This window comes from Ruegeria sp. AD11(2025) (assembly GCF_056542405.1).
The window spans coordinates 1-21,903 of the sequence record NZ_JBQFZU010000024.1; the positions used below are offsets into that span (position 1 = coordinate 1).

General features: G+C 54.7%; 17 protein-coding genes and 1 pseudogene. 9 read left to right on the plus strand and 9 right to left on the minus strand.

Features of this window, described 5'->3' with window-relative positions:
• Positions 1-348: 348 nt before the first annotated feature.
• Complete coding sequence (locus ACR1XY_RS18650) at positions 349-1,578, minus strand: adenylate/guanylate cyclase domain-containing protein (protein WP_480595420.1); 1,230 nt, start codon at positions 1,576-1,578, stop codon at positions 349-351.
• A 750-nt stretch (positions 1,579-2,328) separates the two neighbouring features.
• Between ACR1XY_RS18650 and rsgA the strand changes: the two genes are divergently transcribed.
• The 5 genes from rsgA to ACR1XY_RS18675 all read left to right on the plus strand — a co-directional run bounded on the left by rsgA (position 2,329) and on the right by ACR1XY_RS18675 (position 6,468).
• Entirely contained in the window at positions 2,329-3,411 is a 1,083-nt protein-coding gene (rsgA, locus tag ACR1XY_RS18655) for a ribosome small subunit-dependent GTPase A (RefSeq protein ID WP_480595421.1), read from the plus strand.
• A gap of 4 nt (positions 3,412-3,415) precedes the next feature.
• A complete protein-coding gene (locus ACR1XY_RS18660) occupies positions 3,416-4,183 on the plus strand; it encodes a VOC family protein (protein ID WP_480595422.1) in 768 nt (255 codons plus the stop codon).
• Positions 4,184-4,650: 467 nt separating this feature from the next.
• A complete protein-coding gene (locus ACR1XY_RS18665; protein ID WP_480595423.1) occupies positions 4,651-4,845 on the plus strand; it encodes a hypothetical protein in 195 nt (64 codons plus the stop codon).
• Between the two features lie 204 nt (positions 4,846-5,049).
• The gene (locus tag ACR1XY_RS18670; protein WP_480595424.1) at positions 5,050-5,190 is read left to right on the plus strand and encodes a hypothetical protein; all 141 of its coding nucleotides are present in this window, start codon (positions 5,050-5,052) and stop codon (positions 5,188-5,190) included.
• 520 nt (positions 5,191-5,710) lie between these two features.
• A protein-coding gene (locus ACR1XY_RS18675) for an IS5 family transposase (RefSeq protein ID WP_480595425.1) occupies positions 5,711-6,468 on the plus strand; the annotation gives its coding sequence in 2 pieces (ribosomal slippage) (positions 5,711-6,032 and positions 6,032-6,468; 759 coding nt in all).
• Between the two features lie 420 nt (positions 6,469-6,888).
• On the opposite strand, the gene ACR1XY_RS18680 is transcribed toward ACR1XY_RS18675, so the two are convergent.
• From ACR1XY_RS18680 to ACR1XY_RS18705, 6 genes are all read right to left on the minus strand, one after another.
• Positions 6,889-8,289 (minus strand): TRAP transporter large permease, encoded by a 1,401-nt coding sequence (locus tag ACR1XY_RS18680; RefSeq protein WP_480595426.1) that lies wholly within the window; start codon positions 8,287-8,289, stop codon positions 6,889-6,891.
• 11 nt (positions 8,290-8,300) lie between these two features.
• A complete protein-coding gene (locus tag ACR1XY_RS18685) occupies positions 8,301-8,933 on the minus strand; it encodes a TRAP transporter small permease subunit (RefSeq protein WP_480595427.1) in 633 nt (210 codons plus the stop codon).
• A gap of 68 nt (positions 8,934-9,001) precedes the next feature.
• On the minus strand, positions 9,002-10,012 hold the full coding sequence (gene dctP, locus ACR1XY_RS18690) for a TRAP transporter substrate-binding protein DctP (RefSeq protein ID WP_480595428.1): 1,011 nt from the start codon (positions 10,010-10,012) through the stop codon (positions 9,002-9,004).
• A 125-nt stretch (positions 10,013-10,137) separates the two neighbouring features.
• Entirely contained in the window at positions 10,138-11,478 is a 1,341-nt protein-coding gene (locus tag ACR1XY_RS18695) for a sigma-54-dependent transcriptional regulator (protein WP_480595429.1), read from the minus strand.
• Entirely contained in the window at positions 11,475-13,205 is a 1,731-nt protein-coding gene (locus ACR1XY_RS18700; RefSeq protein ID WP_480595430.1) for a sensor histidine kinase, read from the minus strand. The genes ACR1XY_RS18695 and ACR1XY_RS18700 overlap by 4 nt, the downstream gene beginning before the upstream one ends.
• Positions 13,206-13,735: 530 nt before the next feature.
• The gene (locus ACR1XY_RS18705) at positions 13,736-15,451 is read right to left on the minus strand and encodes an adenylate/guanylate cyclase domain-containing protein (protein ID WP_480595431.1); all 1,716 of its coding nucleotides are present in this window, start codon (positions 15,449-15,451) and stop codon (positions 13,736-13,738) included.
• Positions 15,452-15,605: 154 nt separating this feature from the next.
• Between ACR1XY_RS18705 and ACR1XY_RS18710 the strand changes: the two genes are divergently transcribed.
• From ACR1XY_RS18710 to ACR1XY_RS18720, 3 genes are all read left to right on the plus strand, one after another.
• Positions 15,606-15,908: a winged helix-turn-helix transcriptional regulator gene (locus tag ACR1XY_RS18710; protein WP_480595432.1), complete on the plus strand. Its 303-nt coding sequence runs from the start codon at positions 15,606-15,608 to the stop codon at positions 15,906-15,908.
• A gap of 300 nt (positions 15,909-16,208) precedes the next feature.
• Positions 16,209-16,472 carry a YdeI/OmpD-associated family protein gene (locus tag ACR1XY_RS18715; protein WP_480595433.1) on the plus strand — a complete coding sequence of 88 codons (264 nt, stop codon included), beginning with the start codon at positions 16,209-16,211 and terminating at the stop codon, positions 16,470-16,472.
• A 440-nt stretch (positions 16,473-16,912) separates the two neighbouring features.
• Positions 16,913-18,637, plus strand: coding sequence for a caspase family protein (locus tag ACR1XY_RS18720; RefSeq protein WP_480595434.1), 1,725 nt, complete (start codon positions 16,913-16,915; stop codon positions 18,635-18,637).
• A 135-nt stretch (positions 18,638-18,772) separates the two neighbouring features.
• On the opposite strand, the gene ACR1XY_RS18725 is transcribed toward ACR1XY_RS18720, so the two are convergent.
• A complete protein-coding gene (locus ACR1XY_RS18725) occupies positions 18,773-19,618 on the minus strand; it encodes an MBL fold metallo-hydrolase (RefSeq protein ID WP_480595435.1) in 846 nt (281 codons plus the stop codon).
• 264 nt (positions 19,619-19,882) lie between these two features.
• Positions 19,883-20,205: pseudogene (locus ACR1XY_RS18730) on the minus strand (transposase); the annotation flags it as partial.
• A 545-nt stretch (positions 20,206-20,750) separates the two neighbouring features.
• Between ACR1XY_RS18730 and ACR1XY_RS18735 the strand changes: the two are divergent.
• Positions 20,751-21,698: a DMT family transporter gene (locus ACR1XY_RS18735; RefSeq protein WP_480595478.1), complete on the plus strand. Its 948-nt coding sequence runs from the start codon at positions 20,751-20,753 to the stop codon at positions 21,696-21,698.
• Positions 21,699-21,903: the final 205 nt, after the last annotated feature.

The window sequence follows — 21,903 nt, forward strand, 5'->3', positions numbered from 1 at the left end:
GCCACACAAACAGGCCGGACAGACGAAGGTACTGACGAAAAATGCCGCAAAATCACGAGTAAACGCTTGCAATGCAGGAGCCACCCACAGATGCCCTTCGATCCTGGTCAGTTTCGCTGCGGTGCGGCCCGTCAGAGAAGGCATTCGCTGCACGCGCTAAATCGAGATAAGGTCTAACTTACAGCTTGCGGGTCAAAACCAGCCGTTAGCAAAATATCCCGAAGGTCCGGTCCAGAGCTCTATTGTTGTCCTTAGGGCAAACTTGGCCCCGTGCCTGGAACGGACACAAAGACAGTTTGGTCTTTTAGACAAAAACCGATGCTGGAGTAGTTCGCCCGTCCTGTCCTTTCATCCACCCTTCCTCCCGCTCAGCAACCAGGTGCGTATCATGCCTTTGCCTCGAACTTCTATCAAACCGCGTTCGACGAAGATGTATCGGTTCATGAGGCGTTCATGAACGTCCGTTGTCACCTGGATTTGCCCAGGCTCGCCGGTTTGCTCCATTCGCGCCGCCATGTTAACTGCGTCGCCCCAAACGTCGTAGAAGAACTTTTGCCTGCCTACGACTCCGGCGACGACCGGACCGCTGGCGATACCGATGCGAATCGGCACCGCACGTCCTTTTGGATCAACGAGGTCAGCGAGCGTTTCGCGCATCTCCAGTGCGAGATCTGAGAGTGCCTCAACTTGGTCTGGCCGCGGCTCGGGCACGCCACTCACAACCATGTAAGCATCGCCGGTGGTTTTGATCTTCTCGAGGCCATGCTTCTCGACGAGCGTGTCAAGATCGCTGAAGACGTCGTTGAGGAATCGAACGAGATCCTCCGGATCCGTATCGCTTGCCCGCGCGGTGAAGCCCCCCATGTCGGCAAAAAGGACAGAGGCCTGATCGTATCGGTCGGCAATTACTTCGCCGCCACTCTCCTTGAGACGTGCAGCCACACTGACAGGTAGGATGTTCGCGATCAATGCCTCGGAACGCTCGAATTCATGCTCAGCCGCCGCCTCGGCGCGCGCGATCTGACGCATCGCATAGAGTACGATCGCAAACAGGATCGCAAAGCTCAGTACGACAGAGGGAATGAAATTCGCAACGAAAACCTGGTGCGGTGGCCGCAGCCCTGTGTTCACCGGCGTCACGGCCTCCAGAACGATCGTGACCGTAGCGGCCAACGCGACCAGTGCGACTGCAACTGGGAGGCGTATCTCTCCGTAGAACGGAATGAGAAGCGCCGGAACCAGCAGGGCCCAGAAGTGCAAACCCGAACCAGTTCCAAAGATCAGACATAGTCCGGAAATGTCCGCCAACCCGACCGCGATAAGCAAGGACGCTCCCAGCGACGGCCCCCACCGATGCATTAACGGGACAGCGCTAAAACCGAGCGCGGCGCCGAGATGGACGAGCGATGGCGGCCACAGGCCGGGATTGGGGTTAATCATATGGGCGACGACAAATCCCAAAGAAATCGCCACGAGCGCAAATGCGGTCGCGTTCACCACGCGGAGCCGCCGCGCGACCTTCTCTGGATAGCGTTCGGTGCCAAAGCGGATGGTTGGAAGAACTCGGCGCCATTTCATACGGACCCCTCCAATGCCTTCGATCATAATTGGGTGTCGGAATGAGACGAACGTCAAGCTTGCAGACAGTGTGAACGTGCGCGACAGCATGAATGAATGCCGTCGCCGTTGCGCGAAACTTGCGTCGCCGAGGATAAGCCTCACTGGCAAACCTTCCACTTGGTCACGTCGTCGGGGACATCTCAATTGGGTCTAGAATACGCAAGGCGTACGCGAACTAAACGTAAGGATCACCGATATTGCCACGGTGCGCACGCACAGCAGCATCGGTCGAAATGGGCTCATTCCAGATTCTGGATGCAGCTGCTTTTGCCTGACTAAGGTCTGGACGGCACTACAAGGCCGACCCAAAGGAGACATCCAGCGCACTGCTGCAATGCCGCGGTTGCAACCCGCATAGGCATCGTTCGCTGCAACCGCTCGTACGCGGCGGTGGCAGATGTTTTGATCGCGGACAAAGCGGACCAAAATCCCATCCCGTTTAGTAGCTGCTTTGGCAATAGTAAGAATGATCGGTATATATGTTCCGAGCGGTTGTATCGGGCGTCACCACACCCTACATTACGAGCGTCCGAAATGGAGATTTCATGTCCCGGTAAGGAAGGGAGGCAGCGTGCCTCTCGGTGCAAATCCTACGTTTGAGAACAGCTCCGTCATACTGTTTTGACGGTGAACGTTGATTTGCATGCTTTTTCCTAACCATCGGCACCCAAGCCCTGCTTGTGCCAGAGACATGAAAGCAGACATCCTATGACACGGGATTATTCCAGTTTCCTCCCACCGCGCGCGCACGACGCCGGATCACCCGTCAAACTCAGCCGTATTCAGGCCCTCGGCTGGCAACCCTTCTTCGCCCAACAAATCGGTGTGGACGATTTGACCGCGGCTCCTCCCGTTCGCGTCGTCGAAGTGCATCGCAATGGGCTGCACGTCATCGGCGACACCGTTGATACGACACTTCCTCCCAGACCCGATGTAACTGTTGGGGACTGGCTGATGCTGGATACGGTGCACCCGCGATCCAGCCGAGCCCTTGAGCGCACCAGCCTGATCAAGCGACGCGCGCCCGGCACGAACCGGCAGGAACAGCTCATTGCTGCCAACATCGACACGGCCTTCATCGTCACGTCCTGCAATCAGGACTTCAATGTGGCCCGGCTCGAACGCTACGTCGCGCTTGCATTTGAGGCTCGGATCACGCCCGTCATCGTCGTGACAAAGACAGACCTCGTGACGGACCCGCAAGGCTATATCGACTCGGCCCGCGCTGTGTCGGACATGATCGACGTGATCGCACTTGACGCCCGCGGAAGCGCACCTCGGACAGGTCTGTCTCCGTGGTGCTTGCCCGGCAAAACCGTTGCATTCCTGGGCTCGTCGGGCGTTGGGAAATCGACATTGACCAATGCGTTGCTTGAGGGCCAATCCATAGAGACCCAGTCCATTCGAGAGGACGACGCGAAGGGTCGGCACACCACGACGCGACGCCATCTTCACTCAATGCCGAATGGCTGCTTGATCCTCGACACCCCCGGAATGCGGGAGTTGCAGCTCACCGACGCGGCGGATGGGATCAATGACCTATTTGCAGATATTCACAAGCTGGCAGCGCGCTGCCGATTCAATGACTGTCGGCACGAGACGGAACCAGGCTGCGCTGTTTTGGAAGCCATAGAAAACGGCACCATCGATTCAATGCGCCTCGGCCGGTGGCGCAAGCTCTTGGCGGAAAACGCCTTCAACTCCGCCAGCCTTGCCGAACGCAGATCGCGGGACAAAGCGTTCGGCAAGATAGTCCGTGACGTCAAGAAACTCAAAGATGTCAGGAGATAGAGCGATGACACAGTCAAAAGCCGGTCAGATCGTGTGGCATGATCTCTTCACTTCCGACAGGAAACGGTCGATGGACTTCTACCAGCGTATCGCCAACTGGACCTACCAGGTCGAGCGGGCGACGGACTTCGCATGGGGCGGCGGCGAGAAGGATTTCGTCCTTGCCCTGTCCGGTGACGAAGCCGGTGCCGGATTTGCCGAGACGCCGCCGAAGCAGCAAAGCGGCTGGATCGCTTACATCGAAGTCCCCGACGTGGATGCGGCGGTGGCGAACGCCAACAAGCTAGGAGGAAAGATCGTACGACATCCGTTCGACGTGCCGGGCGTCGGGCGCAGCGCACTGGTTCGCGATCCGCTCGGCGCGCTGCTGGGAGTTTCGCTGTCACGGCACGCATTCCCGGTGCCACTCCGACAGTTCGGCCCCGAAGTCTACGTCAGCAAAAAGGGTGACTTCCCCGAAGCGTTCTATGCCGAGCTCTTCGGATGGCAGGTCCGTCCAGAGAGAGACATTGAGAGCCTCAGCATCCTCGAGCCTTCGGGCAATCCCGTCGCCGTCCAACATGCCGCGGCTTGGCATACAGGCTCAAACTCAATTTGGGTACCGAGTATCAAGGTTGCTTCAATTTCAGATGCCTGCCGTGTGGCCGAAGTCAATGGAGCGCACCCTGTACTTGAAAATGACAACAGAGCCGCTCAATCCCGGAGCATCATCCTTCGTGATCCAAACGGCGCAGCGTTCGTTTTCAGCGTCGAGCGGACAAGCCCGTCATAGCTACATGCTCCGGCCTCATCAGAACTTCAGAGTGGGCATTTGCCCGCTCTGCAGAATCGGTGACTATGTGCTCACTGCCGCAATCGGAGCAAATGCGTCATTTGATCAGTAAATTCGACTGGTACGGATGGGTACGGCTCATTTCGGGCCTTCAGCCGAACTGCTGGATGCTGAAGTGCGGCCGGTCAAACCGGCCGTTCGCTGCGGGTGCGAGATCTAGGGTTGGTTGAACTCACAGCTCGCTGACCTTTCTACTTGGCAGCAACAATCGCAGGCTGAATTCATAGTCAGAAATATTGAAATCTTCATCCATCATCGAAACGGACAAATTATCGCCTGGGATGACCGAAAACCGCTTACTGGTGATCTAAATCACATATGGGTGTTTTTTTGCCAACCGGGGTTGGATCCGGGATTTTGAATTGGTCTCACCGACGGTTCCAAAACTCACGGTATTAGCGATATCGATGGGCGTGTTTTTGATCGTCGCAGCTGCATTGGCTATCCTGCACATGGCATTGCAATCGCACCCGTCATTCGCGGCGCTGAAAAAACGTGACCTGGACAAAACGACCATTTGGGACGTTATCAGTGGTGGGCGGCTTCCGGCGAAATCGTTTTACATGATCCTGACCATGCAATTCGTCATTGCCGGGGTTTGAATCCTGCGCCTAGACTCAATCCAGTATCTCGATGATAAACGCGGGCTCGCCACCTATAACGCCGATCACAATACGACCGAGTTTGACGTCCATCGCACGTTGATCTCTTACTGCAATTGGGATGACCAATTTTTCGAAGTACGCATCACGGACATAATCGAGGGCAATCCCCTGCCGCTACGCGATCCCGATATCGATATCCCCATGGATGAACAACGCATCAAGGAATTTTCAGCTTTCGCCACGGCGGTCAGCAGGGAATTCCGTGAACAGGGGCCGGGCGCCATCCGCAACCTGACCCTGCGGCTGAACCCGGTTTTCGCGATCATAAGTGCGTTTTCCTGATCTGTGCGCGGGGCGTCCTGCGCAAAGGGGAAAACGCCACGTCGTTTCCAATGAAATACGCCGGGGCGGGGCTGATCCTGTCATTCTGTTTCGTGTTGCTCGCCTATTTTGTGATCCTTGAACACCACGTCTCGACCTAGATCTCGGCGGCTTATGCCACAGGGCGGGTGGTCTGCCTGGAACATGCTCGCATTTTTAAGGGGCAAACCCTTTCCTTTGTATTTTTAACAATCGGGCTTTTGGTTCCGTTTTTTATGTCTCCGCGCCAGGTTTTCAGGAACCTATGATGTTTAGAACACTGTATTTTATCCTACCATTGATGCTGCCAACACTAGGCGCTTCGGACTCGTCGCAAACGACATTTGCGATCCGTGACGTGCCCGGTTGGGTAGAGGTCACAAGCGCCAAAAACAGCTTCTGGAAAAAGACAATCTTGACCACTGGATCGTCATGACTAGGCTCAGGATCCATTGTTTTCCGAGCGACGGCATGATTCACGGCTCGAAAACGAGCGGTGAACATGTCTGATCTTTTCTGGTTGAGTGACGCGCAGATGGCGCGTCTGGAACCTTTCTTTCCCAAGTCGCACGGCAAACCGCGTGTTGATGACAAGCGCGTGTTGAGCGGCATTATCTTCATCAATCGTAATGGCTTACGATGGCGTGATGCACCCAAAGAGTATGGCCCGCACAAGACGCTCTACAATCGTTGGAAGCGGTGGAGCGATAAGGGCATCTTCGCCGCGATGCTCACCGGCTTGGCCACTGATCATGGTGAGGAAAAGACCGTCATGATCGATGCCACGTATCTCAAAGCCCATCGCGCAGCGTCCAGTCTTGCGGTGAAAAAGGGGGACGTGGACGCCTGATCGGCCGAACGAAGGGCGGTATGAACACAAAGCTTCATGCCATCTGCGACAGCAGAGGCCGTCCACTGAACCTGTTTGTCACCGCCGGTCAGCTCAGCGATTACATCGGCGCACGGGCACTGCTTTGCAGCCTGCCAAAGGTAGATTGGTTGCTCGGCGACCGAGGATATGACGCCGACTGGTTCATAGAAGCGTTGAAAGACAAAAGGATACGCGCCTGCATTCCAGGTCGGAAGCAGCGCAAGACAACTGTCAAATACGACAAGCGCCGCTACAAACGCCGAAACCGCATCGAGATCATGTTCGGACGGCTCAAAGACTGGCGGCGTGTGGCCACGCGATACGACAGGTATCCGAAGGCCTTCCTGTCCGCCATCGCACTCGCGGCCCTCGTCATTTACTGGCTATGAGTCCCGACCCTAGGAAGAGTTGATGAGTTGACCTATTCCGTACCGACCCCGTTCTCCGACGTTTTGCAGGCAATGCAACATACCCGCACAGGCACCGGTTGGGTGAAACTGCGGGCTGGCTGGGAAAGATAGTCAGTGCCGCGCGTCGCGTCCATCAGGGTTGCGCGCCAATTGCAGTCATATCAGATTGTGACCATCTTCCGCCGCCCGGCCTAAGAAACTCAGTTCTTGACCAAATGACACCGAAGATCAGGACCTTTGATTTTGCCTGCCGACCCAGAGGACACACCGCCAACGGGCATCCCGACCGTAACGGGCCAAACCGGATATTGAACAAGTGTCATGTATTCTGCAGCGCGGCTGACTGATCCAGGCTTTAGCTGCACCGGCAAACCGCACTCCAAAACCATCCCACATGGTTCAAACCTGTCCGGGAAGCCATAGAACGATTGCCGGGAAGGCAACAAGCATTGCGATAGTCGCAGCATCCGCCAGAAAGAAAGGTGTTACACCTTTAAAAACATCCTGAACGCTTAGGTCATCGCGCACACCAGCCACGACAAAGCAATTCAACCCGATCGGTGGCGTAATCAGACAGAACTCGGCCATTTTTACGACCAGAATTCCGAACCAGATGGCGCACATCGGGCCGGACATCCCAAAGGTGCTTTCTGCTGCACTAACGGCTTCGCCGCCGTTCAACGCCATGACCGCAGGGTAAACAACCGGCAAGGTCAGCAACAACATCCCGATCGCATCCATGAACATGCCCAGAACAGCATAAGCCAGAAGGATACAGATCAGGATCAGCATCGGCGACATTTCAAGCGAGGTGATCCAGTCGGAGAACGCGTTGGGCAGTTCGGCAAAACCCAGAAAGCGAACATAGACCAGCACACCCCAGATGATGGTGAAGATCATGACGCTCAGCTTGGCGGTTTCCAACAGCGCGTCTTTGAGTTCGGACCAGCGCATGCCTTGGTACAGCGCCATCAGGAATACCACGAAGGCTCCGATAGCACCGCCCTCGGTCGGTGTACCCCACGCATCGCCTCCAAACGGGTTGTAGACAAAGAAGATGATGGTCACCACGACAACCACGATGGGCAGTGCGGGCGGCAGAGACAGGAAACGTTCTTTCCACGTAAAGCCTGTGACCGCGGGACCGAAACCTTTGATCACAACGGCCATGCCAATGATCAGCAAGCCGTAGATCACGGCTGAGAACATGCCCGGGATGAATCCGGCCAACAGCAGTTTGCCAACATCCTGTTCCACAATGATCGCGTAGATGACCAGAATGGCCGAAGGCGGGATGAGCGAGGCCAACGTACCGCCTGCAGCGACGACACCGGCAGCAAAGCGCTTGTCGTATCCGATCTTCAGCATCTCTGGGATGGCGATGCGAGCGAAAACAGCCGATGTGGCAACTGAGGCCCCGGATACCGCGGCGAACCCGGCAGTCGCAAAGACTGTCGAAACCGCCAGCCCGCCCGGAACCCATGCGAGCCATCTCTTGGCAGCCTCGAATAGCGCCTTGGTCAGGCCAGCGTAGTAGGCAAGATAGCCGATCAGGATGAAGGTCGGGATAAGGCTCAGCGCCTGGCTTGAGATCTTTGAATGAGGCACCTGCCCCGCTGTTTTGACGGCCACGGTCACTGCCTTGCCGAAACGCGCCGGATCGTACCCAAATTTGGCCCAAAAAATCCATATCAGACCAACCATGCCGGCGGTCGCGGCGGCAAAGGCCACGCGCATCCCCAACACCACAAGAACAAGCATTCCGCCCGAGACGATCAAACCAATATCAATGGGTTCCATCAGATTTAACCTCAGTTGTCGTGGCCCGAGACATGCTCGGCTTCCATTGCAGCTTGAGTGGCTGCATCGGCTATTAGCGGGACGGCAATAGGCGGCTGATCGGGGTGCCGGATCGCGCGACCGTAGGCCCAGAGCTGTAAAGCAAGCCTTAGGCAAAGCACGCTAAAGGCGACGGGGGCCAATAGCTTTGCGGGCCACAGCGGGATACCTATGTCGATGGAGCTGTCGCGGCTCCAGAGTGGAGCACCAAAGTCAAAACTGCGCGCGAAATGTGCCCAGCTCCCCCAGATCAACAAGACGATCAGCGCCAGAATGAGAGCGGTTGTGACGAACTCAACGATATAGAGCGTCCGGCCTTTCAGCGCGCCAACAACCATGTCCATTCGGATATGACCGCCATCACGCTGCGAATAAGAAATCCCCATAAAGGCGATCAGCGGCATGGCTTGCTCGATCCAGTCCACATAACCAGGAAGTGGCGCATTGGCGATATTCCGGCCACCGACGGAGGCCACGGCCATGACCATCAGCGAGAAAACTGCAAGACCACTGATCAAAGCCAGAATGCTTTCCAGTTTGTAGAGGCGTTGATCGAGAATGCTGAGACGGCTGTCGTCGGACAGCACCAGGGATGACCCGGCCATCGTTTTACTCCGCTGTCAGGGAAGAAAGAACCCGACGCCAGCTAAGCTGACGCCGGGCAGTGAGTGGATTAGCTGCCGCTTGCGATCTTGCCAGTCACAAGGTCGTAGAGCTCTTGTGCTGGCAGGCCACGCTCGGTGTTTTCTGCAATCCAGGCCTCGGCTGCGGGTGCGGCAGCGGCTTCTTTGAACGCTGCGATTTCTTCATCGCTGAAAGTGACCCGTTCGATGCCCCGTTTATCCAGCTCAGGGCCCCACGCTTCCATCGTTTTGGTCTGATAATGGCTCACGTAGTGATCCAGTGCCTCTTCCACCGATCCCAACAGCGCTTCGCGGTGTTCGTCTGATAAATCTTCCAGCGCCAGCGTGTTCACCACGACAGGGCAGTTGACAGTGCCAGGGTTGAGGTTCGTCGTCCACCACGTGCCATTTTCAATGGTGCCGAAGGACATATGGGCGTGTGGCGCAAAGCTGACCGCTTTGACGATGCCGCTGTCCATTGCCTGACGCACTTCGGACGCAGACATCGAGGTCGGAACTGCCCCAACCGTCTCCATCGCCTTGCCGATGCCACCTGTCGCCCGTACGCTCAGACCTTCAAAATCGGTTAGGGATTTTGGCGCTTCGCCTACACCAACAAGATTGTACTGCGGCAGCGGTGAAGGCATCAGCAGAGTCGCGTCCCAGCGGGCCAGATCCTCGACAACGGCCGGATGTTGATAAACGGCCATCGACAGGTCGACTTCCTGTTCAAGGGATGTCACGCCCAGAAACGGCAGTTCCAAGACAGTGATCGAGGGGTTCTTGTCGCGGTGATAGCCAGCGCAGAACTGAGCCATTTCAAACGCGCCAATCGAAATCCCATCGAGGTTTTCCTTGTTCTTCGACAGGCCGCCATAGCTGATATTCAGGGTAAATTCACCGTTGGTCTTTTCGTTTACCAATTCGGCCAGTTTTTCGACGTGCTCGGTAAAGGCGCGACGCTTGCCCCACAGGGAAACGTTCCACTCAACGGCCAGTGCTTCGGATGCAAAGGTTAGCGAGAGGGCAGCAATGGCCGCCCGGTTCAGATGTTTGCGCATAGTGGCTCCTCCCAGTCACGCAATTTGTTTGTGCTGAGTATTCAGTATGCGTAGAGGGCTGACTATGAAGGAAAACGCGGGCGATCCTTCGGGTCCTCTGCGGATTTCCGCAGGACGTTTCTGGCTTACAACAAGGCTTCTTTATCCAGACCAAGTTTGACGATCTTTTCATTGAGCGTACGGCGACCAATTCCAAGTGCCTCAGCTGCGGCATCCATTCGGCCTTTATGCGCCTTTATAGCTTTGCCAATAAGCTCGCGTTCAAAAGCAGCAACCGCTTCGCGTAGCGTATCTGGCACATCGTCGATGTGATGATCACTTTGGATCGCCTTAGTAAGAGAACCGCCCCCGCGCCGGGCGGCCAATATGCGTCGCTCGCAGACATGGCGCAATTCACGCACATTGCCGGGCCAGTCATGTGCAAGCAGAGCGGCCAAATCGTCCTGATCGAGTTCTGGCGCGTCAATCTCATAAACCTGCGCGTATTCGTTCAAGAAATGCGTTGCCAACAGAACCAGATCATCCCGCCTTTGTCGCAGCGGAGGTAAGGACAGGACGACAGTATTCAATCGAAACAATAGGTCCTGACGCAGGCGGCCTTCCTCGGCCGCCTGCACAACGTCTTCGTTGGTTGCTGACACGACCCTGAAGCTTACCGGCACCGGCGACACAGCCCCCACCGGCAGCACCTGCTGATCTTCGATGACCCTTAGTAGCTTGGCCTGCGCCGCTGGTGGGCAAGAACAGATTTCGTCCAGAAACAAGGTCCCACCCGATGCCGCCACAAGCCTTCCGTCGGATTCACCCGCGACGCCGAACATTTCCGCTTCAAACGTATCGGCCGACAACGCTGCGCAATTCAGCGCCAGAAACGGTGCCTCCGGCGAGCGGCCCAAGTCATGTAGAGCATGGGCAACCAGTTCCTTCCCGGTGCCCGTGTCTCCCTGCAATAAAACCGCAACCCATGTATCGGCAAGATCAAGTACTTCTTGTCGCAAGTCTGTAATGGCGTCTGTTTGACCCAGCAGGATGCGGTCAAGCCCGGACAGCTTGAAAAGCCGGTCTTTAAGGCGGGCATTGCTTTTTCGCATTCGGTTTTGTTCAGCCGCGTGCCTCAGCACCGTCAGCAATCGCCGTGGTTCATATGGCTTTTCGATGAACCCATACGCCCCGTCCTGTATGGCCTGAACCGCCATCGGGATGTCACCATGTGCCGAAATCAATACCACCGGAGGCGCCACATGCCTGTCCAGGCTGGCCAGCAATTCAAGTCCCGACATGCCGGGCATACGCACATCGGACAGAATAACATCGGGCGAGGCGTTAGTCAGATGTTCCGTCACCTGGGTCGCGCGTGGCAAGGCGCTGACAATCCAGTCGGCAGCTTCGAGCAACTCGACAAGAGACTGTCGCATCGACTTGTCATCATCAACGACCAGAACTTTGAAGGGTTGCTGTTGGGTCATTCGTCCGTTTCTTCAGTAATTGAGGCCATTGGGAAGGTGACACGGAATATTGTTCCACCGCCATCACGATCTCGGGCCGTCATTGTGCCATCGTGATCTTTGACAATGCTGGTGGAAATGGCCAGTCCCAAGCCCATACCTCGTCCGCTCTCCCTTGTGGTTACAAACGGCTCCTGCAATTCAGCCAGCGTTGCCTCGCCCAACCCATGACCGTTGTCCTGAATTTCCAACACTGCCTCATCATCAGAAGCCATGACAGCGATATGGATTTCAGGCGCATCCGCTCCGTCCGTTGCATCTATGGCATTGCGTAAAAGATTAGTGATGACCTGTTCGATCCGCAGGGCACTGCCCCGGATAATGACCGGACCGGTCGGCGCATCAACTGAGGTTTTCACCTTACCCTGCTCGATGTTTGGCGCAACCAGAGCCAAAGCGGCGTTGACCGAGGTACATAAGTCTACGTCGTCGAACGCCTCACTCTCTGACCGTGCAAAAAACCGCAATTGGCGCGTGATCCCTTCCATCCTGTCAACCAAGCTTCCGATTTTTTGCGGCAGCTTGGACTCACCGGAAGATGAGATCTCTTCTGCCACCAGGTGATTGCGCATCGCAGCGATGGGCTGGCCCAGCTCATGCGTGACCGAAGCGGATAGTTGCCCCAGAGCCGCCAGCCGGCTTGCGCGCTCTAACTCGCCTTGGGTGCGCTTGAGGCTCCGCTCGGCTGTCTTGCGGTCGTCAATTTCGATGGCAAGCCTTTCATTCGCCTCGCGCAGCTTTGCTTCTTCCTGTTCGGACCGCGCCAAGGCTGCGCTTACGCGTCTTGCGCGTTGTATCTGGAAGAAGACAAATGCGAGCCCCGCCAAAAGGACAAAAACTGCAGTTACAAGCCAACTGCGCGCTACGGCCTGATCGTCACTTGCAAAATAGTGAAGCGACCAGCCATGTGGCAAATCCGTAGCTGCAAGATGCAAGCGCTTCGTCCCCGCAATTCTGGCCTGATCCCCCGGTAACTCAACCCAATCCAACGCATCTAAGTCTTGCCCCGGAAACTGCCTGGCATCCCGAATCCGTTCTCGCTGTGGTTCTGACAACGGCGTCAACGCGCGATATTGCCAGTCCAAGTTCGACGAAAGCAAAACGACACCGTCTTCATTGGCCAAAAGAACCTGTTCACCCGAGTTTTTCCAACTATCCTGAAGATCAGAGAAATCGATCTTTATCGCTATGACGCCAGTTGAAGCTCCCTGGTCGTCAAGCACTGCGTTGGCGATGAAGTATCCTGGCAGACCAGTCGTTGCCCCGATGGCATAAAAGCGGCCCTGTTTACCAGAAACGGCACTTTGGAAATACGGGCGGAAAGCGTAGTTCTGGCCAACAAAGCTCCCAGTGTCGCGGTAGTTCGATGCGGAAATCGTGATCCCGTCTTCGTCCATCAGGTAGATCGCATCCAGCCCCGCCTGCTCTGCAAAATCCTCGAGGCGCCGGTTTAAAGTTCCGGTGCTGTCTCCTTCGGCTGTACCAATTACAAAGGAATCCTGTGACAGCACATATGTGAGGTGGGAAAATCGTTCGAGTTCGCTGTTCACCGAGCTTTGGTAGAGAGAGAGCCGGCCCTGAGCTTTCGAAAGTTCCGCCGAAACGAAGTATTGGTAAGAAACCAAATAAAGGCCAATGCTGGCGACAATGGCTACCAAAATACCTACAATATACGAAGTTGACCGCATTTAATGCCCATAAACCGCGATAACATAGGATCACAGTAGGATTTAGCCGTCCATCCCATGACTTCTAATCCGACATTTTGATGTTCAGGCCAAACAAAAATGACCGAATAATTTGAGAACGCTAAGCAATGAACGAACCTGCAAAAACAACTTTTTGCTTTTCGCAAGTAGACGTCGACCCAAAACCGGTCGGGCAGTCTTTCACTTGATCGCGGGAATTGAGACCAGACGGCCTGTGGGGAAGACCTTGGTCTTGCAACCCAAGGTAAGGTAGCACAAAACCTTTGATCCGTTCGCTTTCTACCAGATCATGCAACAGACTATAGCCTTGGTTTGTCGCTCGGCGGAAAACAGAAATCACAGCGGCGTTCGTGCGCCCGCCCCATTGCTGCGAAACCTGTCATTCGAGCCGTAGGTCGTTGATAACTCCGATGCAGACAAAGCCGTCATAAACCTTATCGACAACAATGCCCGCTCTCCATTCATCGAGACTTGAAGGGGTTTAAATGTGAAGGTTCGTTCGCGAGACTTCATTCCGGCCAACCGGCTTTGGCAAGATTGGCGATAATAGACTCCGCAACGTTTGGATCAATGTCCGGATTCATCGCGCGGATGAAATCCGGCGTGACGTGGGGAAATTTGTCTGAAAGTTTGGCAGTATAGGTGCGCGCTTCGACCAGTTGTCCCAGTGCTGCGTAGGAGGCGGCCAGAAAATAGACCTCCACCTCGAAATCCAACGCGTTTTTCAAAGCGGCAATCGCCTCTTCGTACCGCTCCTGCCGGTAACGCAAAATTCCCAGGACGGTGTAATAGTTTGGCAAGGGATGCGGGCTTCGGTCGAAACCTGCTTCAATCCATTTGTTTGCCAGATCAAATTCGCCGCAATTCGTGATAACATCACCCATCCAAATAAGGCTTTCGGGATCAAACGGGTACTTGTCGACCACCGTTTTCGCTGTGCGTAGGGCCGCGTCGCAGTCCCGCCTGTGATGGATATCTGCATATGCTTTCAACCAGAGACCGGACCGTAAACCTTGGGGCGGCAGAGCCTCATCCGCAAGACCCTCATCAGCCAAGGCTGCCGCTTCTTTGAACTCGGCGGGGATATCGTCTGCCCAGCCGAACAGACCCGCAATCATATGGATCCAACCGATTTTGACCTTGAGTAGGCCGGAGTCCGGATACTTCACCAGACCTTCTTGAAAAATCTCAAGCGCTCTTGCATGCGATTGAGGCGTGTACTTGAAGAACAAATCGTGGCCACGCAGATAGTAATCGTACTCCTCTAGATGGGCGGAGGATTTGTCCCATGCCGCTAGATATTCCGCTGCTCTTATCGTGCCATGATGGCCGCTAAGTGATTCTGCAAGCTTACTGGTGATCTGATCCTGGAGCGCCAGCACGTCGGTGCCGCTTTGGTCGAACTTATCGTCCCAGACGTGATTGCCGGTCCTCCCGTCGATGAGTTGGGCATTAATGCGGATTTTGTCCCCGGCGCGGCGAATGCTACCTTCCAGCACATAGCGTACGTTCATTTCCTGAGCAATTTCTCGGACATCGACTGCCTTGTCTTTGTAGAGGAACGCAGAATCGCGGGCGATCACCCGCAGTTCTTTCCAGCGGGCCAACTCGGTGGTGATGTCCTCGGTCATGCCATCCGCGAAATAGCCGAGGCTGCCATCGAGTGACAGATCGTCAAAAGGAAGCACGATGACCGAAGGCAGGGATTGCGCATCACCGGGCACGGTGGCGATTTGCTCCTCTGCCGGCGGAAGGTTTTGCCAATAGGCGAGCCCGAGGACAAGCGACAGAACCACAGCAAGCACCACCGTCATTGCGACGAACCTGGTATGCAGTTTCGTAGGAGCTGAGGCGGATGAAACCGGGGTAACCAGCGCGTCAGCCTTCTTGTTGAAGGTGACGCTGAACGCATTGATCGGACGGGTGATGTTTTTGACCTTTACCTCGCCGAGATCGGCAAAATCGACGTCCAACTTGCCCCGCAATTCATTGCGCACGTTGCGGCCCACGCAAATGCCACCGGGGTCAGCAAGGCTTTCCAGTCGGGCCGCGACATTGACCCCTTCGCCGTAGATGTCATCGCCTTCGACAATGACGTCGCCGATATTGATGCCGATGCGGAACAAGATCCTTCTGTCTTCGGCCACGGCGGCATTGCGCGCATTCATCCCACATTGCACCTCGATGGCGCATTTGGCGGCCTCAACCACGCTGGGGAATTCCATCAGGATCCCATCCCCCATGAGCTTAATAATGCGTCCGCCCTATTGCGCGGTTTTTGGGTCGATCAACTCCGCCCGGTGAGCCTTTAGAGCCTCAAGCGTGCCAACTTCGTTCCCTCCCATCAGTCGGGAGTAACTGACTACATCAGCGGCAAGAATGGTGGTGAGCTTGCGGTCCACATCAAACTCCATAGCTCAGGGACAGAAGTTACCATTGATCCCGTATTTTTGCTACATCATCGGAAAGCGGAGTTGCGCAAAAGCGGCCGATTTCGTTGCGGTAGCCAAACACAATTATTCGACCTTGGGCGTTGAGCCGTGTCCACCAGTCGAAGTCCAATATGAACTCACTGCCCTTGGGGAAGACCTGTTACCATCGTTGATGGCGTTAGCTGAATGGGCTGGGGATAACCATGAGCAGATTCAGCAATCAAGGGATGCCTTCGATGCAGAAGCATGAGTTAGGTCGCATTACCGGCCATTCAAACTTGGTGCAGCACCCGGTACTGAGGGCTCGTTGTAGACGTTAGATTGTTCGCAGCATGTTCACTTGGTGGACGGTGTTGCGCCAACAGGGACGGCCCAGATCGGTCATTGATCACGTTGTCCAATGCCACAATGCGGCTTCACCAAAGCCGGCTTTGGTCGATGGCGCGGCATCCAATCAGCTTTGATGCCTGCACCGCGGACGATTTTCAACCTGCGGGCCAACGCGATCAGCTTAAGATAAGCCGCTCATTAAACTCAGGTGAGGAACAAGATGAAACGTTCAGCAGATCCAATGCCGGAGGTTGTCCGCGCAGCTATGGAAGCTCACGATCTACGGGACCGCTACAACGAACGTCCATGGTCCCAGCGCAATGACTATCTCGGCTGGATCGACCGAGCCAAGCGCGACGACGCCAAACTTAGACGCCTCAATCAGATGCTGGATGAACTGAAATCCGGTGACGTCTATGTGAAGATGGCATGGCGCCCGCGGTCGTTAAACGGATATCCGCTATCTGAGCTCCATCACCGCTAGCCGGGCCAGCAACCAGCGTCAGCATCACTTCTGAAGATACCGGGTGTCTGCAAGGATCACTCAAAGTTGCGGCCTGTTCCGGTCATTAAGCATTTATCCACGGCATTGCAGGTGCGTCGGCATTCCGACTATTCGCTGCGATCGTAAGACCAAGACCAGTACTCATTCACACGTCGCGCTGTAAATCCACCATTCAAGGCCTGAATTTGGGGCTCCAGTTTGTTTGAACTGTTTTGTAGCTCGTGGGTGTGAAAGTTAGGACTGAACCCGCTCTTCGAGCGGAAGAAGCGCTTCATAATGGATAGCGCCGTCATTTTGTTTGCTGTGACGGGAATTTTGCACGCAGTCGCTATTTGGACACCTAACAAGACTTCTGTTATCATTCCTAAGTCTGTTACGGCAATCGTTCTCTATTTTTTGCTGTGTCGGGTAATTTATCAATGGCTATTAAGCTGGATATACAATCATCTGAACTGGACGATAAAGCGCTGTCGACAATTGTAGCGCTGCTTGATCGTGACTTGAACAATTCGGCCGGGGTCAGATCTGCTCGTGCGAAGCACAAGTCCGCACCAGGAGAGCGCGCATTTGAGTTATTGCTTGACCCGCAGCTCTGGATCGAAGTTTCGCAGTCTGCTGCGGTGTCGTCGTTAATCCAAGTCTTGAAAGCTTACATTGTTCGAGAAAAATCAATTTCATTCGCATTGAGTACAGATGACGGCACAGAGATCGTATTTGACGCCAAAAATTTCAGCGAGGAAGAGGTTTTTGACGTTCTATCCAGACTTGCCCCGGATACCACGCAGACTTCATCTCAAGGTGTTGCAAAAACTGATCAATCAGACGTGACGATCGAACTTTTCGAGCCCCCTCAGAAGCAAACTGAACCCAATCAAACAACGCGGAAGACTGCGATTGTCGTAGGAATGGACAATTTCGAAGACCCTGAGTTGGACGATCTGAGCTACGCACGTAACGACGCTACGGCGCTTCACAATCTGCTACAGGGTGAGACTGGCGAACAATTTGATCATGTCGAACTGATAACCCAAGGCAACCATTCCGATGCACTGACGACGATTGAACGGATAACCACTGAAACTCAGCGTAGCGATCTTTTACTGGTTTATTACGCAGGTCACGGTTTAGTAAGAAATCAGAAATTACATTTGGCATTTGCTAATACGCGCTCAGATCTTGTCCATTCAACAGCTTTGAAATACAGTAACCTGCTTGATGTTGTTGAGCAAGCAACGGCTCGTTTCCGATTGGTAATACTCGATTGCTGCTACGCGGGTGCAGCTGGAGAGGATGCTTCTCGCTCAGCGCTGAGTGAGCAACTTAAAATGGAGCTTGGAGCGAACAGCCGCACTTTGGTGATGACTTCGGCCACCAGCACGCAAGTAGCTCGGGAAGCAAAAAGCTATAGCCATGGTGTGTTCACCAAGCACCTCTTGGACGGATTGAAAGGTGCGGCTGACCGAAACGGTGATGGTACAGTCGATACTCGCGAGCTTTTTGATTACCTCGAAGAGATGATGCAGGTCGAACACCTTCAGCGCCCGCAGAAATTCAACTTTTCAGGCAGTGGCGCCGTCACCCTGCGAAAAACCGGGTTGCAACCACATCGTGATCTCGCTCGGCGTCTTCGCAAGCAGGTCAACGACTTGCAACATGAAGGACTTCTGTCGGAGAGCCAGTCGGACCGGCTTACCGGGTTGTTGAAGTTGAATCTCGACCAAATGGACCTGGTGCAGCGTCGTCGTTTTCGGCTACTGGAAACTCATTTAAAAGGCGATTTCAAACCAGGACTGTTTTTCGATGAATGGGAACGGTTGAGTGCGAACAAACCTTCTACGCCGCGAACGCAGGCGAAGCAGCCACCGCCTGAAACTTCAAATGCGGTGAAATTCGGCAAGAAATGGGCACATTTCAAGTCTGGTGCAAACGAAGTAATTTCCTCGGCAAAACAGCGCGCAAGTGAAACAAAGGACACTTTCCAAAACAAAACGTCCAATTCAGAAACTCAAACCTCCGAGACGCCGAAAAAAAGACCATGGAAGTCACTAAGAGCATGGGACAAGTTCATGCGTGTCTGTAGTTATATTGGTCTGTTGTTTGTCGTTCTATTTGTGTTGTTGTTCATCGTAGCGTCGGGCATGTGAAGATACCGCATATTCGTCTTAGTAACTGGCCGTCTGGCCTCCAGTCAGATGAGGCTACTCTGCGGCGCAGCGCATCAAACTTCACGAAGTCCTCCATCCGACGACGGATCCGTGCACATTGCAATTCAATCTGGGCTAGTCCTCCCAGCGAAACGCGTCCTTGTCCGCCTTCACCCGACCCAAAGACGGCAAGGCGAAATGGTTCCCTAGCACTAGGCACCCTGTTTCCGAGGCGCTTTCCAACAGTTTCCGACGGGATGTGACGGCCATCTCAGCATCGGAGTCAAATTTGAAGTACCACTCCGGGTGCCAGCACTGGGCGGTTGTATGGATCGCATCGCCGGTAATCAGGGCACGCCTGTCTCCGCTGGTGATCTCGACTGAGACATGGCCAGGTGTATGGCCCGGCGTTGGCATCAAGGTGACATGATCGCCCAGCATATGCCCGGTCTCTACCAGTTCCGCCTGCCCGGCTTCGATTACGGGCAGAACGCTTTCGATATAAAGGTCGCTGTTGTCCTTGCGCTGATACGCCTCGTCCGCCGCAGGCATCAGATAGCGCGCGTTCGGAAAGGTTGGAACCCAGCGCCCGTCCTCGAGCCGTGTGTTCCAGCCGACATGATCAGCGTGCAGATGGGTGCACAGGACGTAGTCGATATCCCCCACATCCAGCCCCGCCGCCGTGAGGTTTGCGCCAAACCGCTGGCTTGAACGCTTGTGCCAGTCGGGCCGCCGCGGGAGTGTTTTGTCATTGCCGACGCAAGCGTCGACCAGGATGTTATGTGTGGGTGTTTTCAGCAGAAAACCCTGAATCGGCAGGATCAAACGCCCGGATTGCGCACAAACGCCACCGGGTACATGCGCTTCGACAATGGCCCGAACATCTGGTCCCGCAGAGGGAAACAGCTCTTCCGTGGTCAGAAATGGAGCATGGATTTCCAGAATACGCCAGACTTCAACATCACCCACTTTACACAGCATGGCCGGTACCCTTTCTTACTTTGCTGAACGCCACGCGCCTTTGACTTGGTGCTCTGCATATCAGATTCTCAAAGGCTATCGCATCGGTAGCATTAAAAAGAACACAATACTGTTCCGAACAAACGGCGGATGTGTGCAACCTGATGGACGTAGTGCGTATCGCAGCATCAGAGAGCAACCCCGCCGGAAATGGCGCAAAAGCGGCCGATACCAGCCGCTGGCCACGTCATCTCGATGCTACGTTGCGGCCTGTCAGACCGGGCTTTCGCTGCGAATGTGGTCGATGCAGGCACGACGACGAGCGGGGCTCAGTAGTTTCCCTTTGCAGCTTCCGTCAGGATCAGTTTGTCCAACGTCAGATCAGAAACCGCTCGCCGCAATCGTTCGATCTCTTTCTGAAGCCGCTTCATTTCTTTCAACTGATCCACGCCCATTCCGCCATATTTATTTCGCCAGCGATAACAGATCTGTTCCGCAACGCCAATCTGCCTGATCGCATCGAGACGGGACATACCTTGCCCCATCAAAACCTCAGCCTGCCGCAACTTCAAGACAATCTCTTCGGGCTTTGGTCGCTTGCTTGCCATCCTTGGTCCTCCGTTTCCTGAACATAACGGTGGACCAGTTCAGTTGGGGAGACTCTCTATGTTCGCTGGTCCTACGCTTGGCACATTTTTCTCCGGTAACCCGGGCGCGTTGGTAGGAGCTGGTTCAGGGTTCGCTGGTGGAAAGCTTGCACACAATCTAAGCACAATAGGAAATTCAAATAGACACTTGAGCTCCGTCGCGATGACTAAGGCCAAAATTGAAAGACTAAGCCTGCAGAAAAGATGGAACGCTCCCACTTTTTGGTTAAAGTGATACAACTTGAAATAGACGTTCAGAGACACTGTCTCACAGCTAGTACCAGCCCTCAGCCAACCTCCAAACCAGCGGGGATTTGGCGTTCCGTCAGCTTGAGACGGCCCATAGCGGACCTTGAACCAAGGCAGCTGATGCTGCTGTGTGGCGCGTCGAACCTGCCCTTTGCTGCGGCACTTTCCAACCCAACCCAAACTCGCGAATTTCGGAACTTTTGCCTGGCGTCGCATTGAGAACAGACACACATTTGGCGACATTTCTATATGGTGACATGACCCCTGCTGATTCCACACCTCAATCCACGGATCGCATCCTTGCAGGCGTTACGCTGATGCTTGGATTTTGCCTGACCGCTCCTTTGTTGGATGTAGCTGCGAAGCTCGCATCAGCCAGTGTTCCAGTTGGGCAGATAACGGCTGCTCGCTTTGTAGTTCAGTGCGCGTTGATGGCACCGTTTATCAGGATAATGGGACTGTCGTTACGAGTGGCGCGAGGTGAATTGATGGCACTCGTATTCCGTTCACTACTTTTGCTGTTCGCGACCTTTTGTTTCATCGCGGCAATCCGGGTGATGCCGCTTGCCGACGCTTTGGCAATCGTGTTTGTGGCCCCGTTCATAGTCTTGTTGGTCGGCAAGTTTTATCTTGGGGAAGATGTCGGTCCTCGTCGTGTCGGGTCTGCTCTTGTGGGGTTTGTTGGTGTATTGTTCGTCATCCAACCCAGTTTCGCGGCTTTCGGTGCCGTTGCAATAGTCCCGCTTGGTACGGCAGTTGCCTTTGCTTTCTACATTCTTGTAACGCGGGGATTGTCGCGTCGAATGCATCCTGTGGCTCTGCAATTCCACACTGGCCTGGTTGCCAGTCTGTTTTGCATTCCAATCTTAGTGGTTGCGCAAGGTTCTGGCTCCGAGTTGTTCGATCCCGTTTGGCCGACAGACATCGCGTTGTTGTGGCTACTAGGCGCTGGTTTTTTTGCGACGGTGAGTCACTTGATGATGACCTACGCACTTTCCTTTGCGCCTTCCGCCACATTGGCTCCATTGCAGTACTTTGAGCTACCGGTAGCGACCCTGTTTGGTTACCTTGTTTTCAATGACTTCCCCAACACGCTCAGCCTAATTGGAATTGCCATCATCATCTGTGCAGGACTGTACATGATACATCGCGAAAGGGTCACAGCCAGACAGTTGGTCACAGCGCGCGCAGCACCTCCAATCTAAGACTACACGCGTCGCCCCTCTTAACTGACCTTCGTGGATCCAGCGGCACCTACCAAGTCTCGGTCTCTGCTCAACGATTTTTCCGCATTTGAGATTCGTGGTCGGGTCGTCTTTTCATACAGCTATGTCGGAAGCTGCGATTTCTCACGCGTTGCTTCCCAAGTAAATACTTTCGGCAACGAACCTCATCATGCCTGGAATCTGA

Bases quoted from the DNA above. Each gene is read 5' to 3' on its own strand.
- ACR1XY_RS18720 (WP_480595434.1), top strand. From the start codon at position 16,913: ATGGCTATTAAGCTGGATATACAATCATCTGAACTGGACGATAAAGCG.
- rsgA (WP_480595421.1), top strand. From the start codon at position 2,329: ATGACACGGGATTATTCCAGTTTCCTCCCACCGCGCGCGCACGACGCC.
- ACR1XY_RS18705 (WP_480595431.1), bottom strand. From the start codon at position 15,451: ATGGAATTCCCCAGCGTGGTTGAGGCCGCCAAATGCGCCATCGAGGTG.
- ACR1XY_RS18665 (WP_480595423.1), top strand. From the start codon at position 4,651: ATGGGCGTGTTTTTGATCGTCGCAGCTGCATTGGCTATCCTGCACATG.
- ACR1XY_RS18710 (WP_480595432.1), top strand. From the start codon at position 15,606: ATGGTGGTGAGCTTGCGGTCCACATCAAACTCCATAGCTCAGGGACAG.
- ACR1XY_RS18680 (WP_480595426.1), bottom strand. From the start codon at position 8,289: ATGGAACCCATTGATATTGGTTTGATCGTCTCGGGCGGAATGCTTGTT.
- ACR1XY_RS18650 (WP_480595420.1), bottom strand. From the start codon at position 1,578: ATGAAATGGCGCCGAGTTCTTCCAACCATCCGCTTTGGCACCGAACGC.
- ACR1XY_RS18660 (WP_480595422.1), top strand. From the start codon at position 3,416: ATGACACAGTCAAAAGCCGGTCAGATCGTGTGGCATGATCTCTTCACT.
- ACR1XY_RS18670 (WP_480595424.1), top strand. From the start codon at position 5,050: ATGGATGAACAACGCATCAAGGAATTTTCAGCTTTCGCCACGGCGGTC.
- ACR1XY_RS18700 (WP_480595430.1), bottom strand. From the start codon at position 13,205: ATGCGGTCAACTTCGTATATTGTAGGTATTTTGGTAGCCATTGTCGCC.
- ACR1XY_RS18725 (WP_480595435.1), bottom strand. From the start codon at position 19,618: ATGCTGTGTAAAGTGGGTGATGTTGAAGTCTGGCGTATTCTGGAAATC.
- dctP (WP_480595428.1), bottom strand. From the start codon at position 10,012: ATGCGCAAACATCTGAACCGGGCGGCCATTGCTGCCCTCTCGCTAACC.
- ACR1XY_RS18735 (WP_480595478.1), top strand. From the start codon at position 20,751: ATGACCCCTGCTGATTCCACACCTCAATCCACGGATCGCATCCTTGCA.
- ACR1XY_RS18685 (WP_480595427.1), bottom strand. From the start codon at position 8,933: ATGGCCGGGTCATCCCTGGTGCTGTCCGACGACAGCCGTCTCAGCATT.
- ACR1XY_RS18715 (WP_480595433.1), top strand. From the start codon at position 16,209: ATGAAACGTTCAGCAGATCCAATGCCGGAGGTTGTCCGCGCAGCTATG.
- ACR1XY_RS18695 (WP_480595429.1), bottom strand. From the start codon at position 11,478: ATGACCCAACAGCAACCCTTCAAAGTTCTGGTCGTTGATGATGACAAG.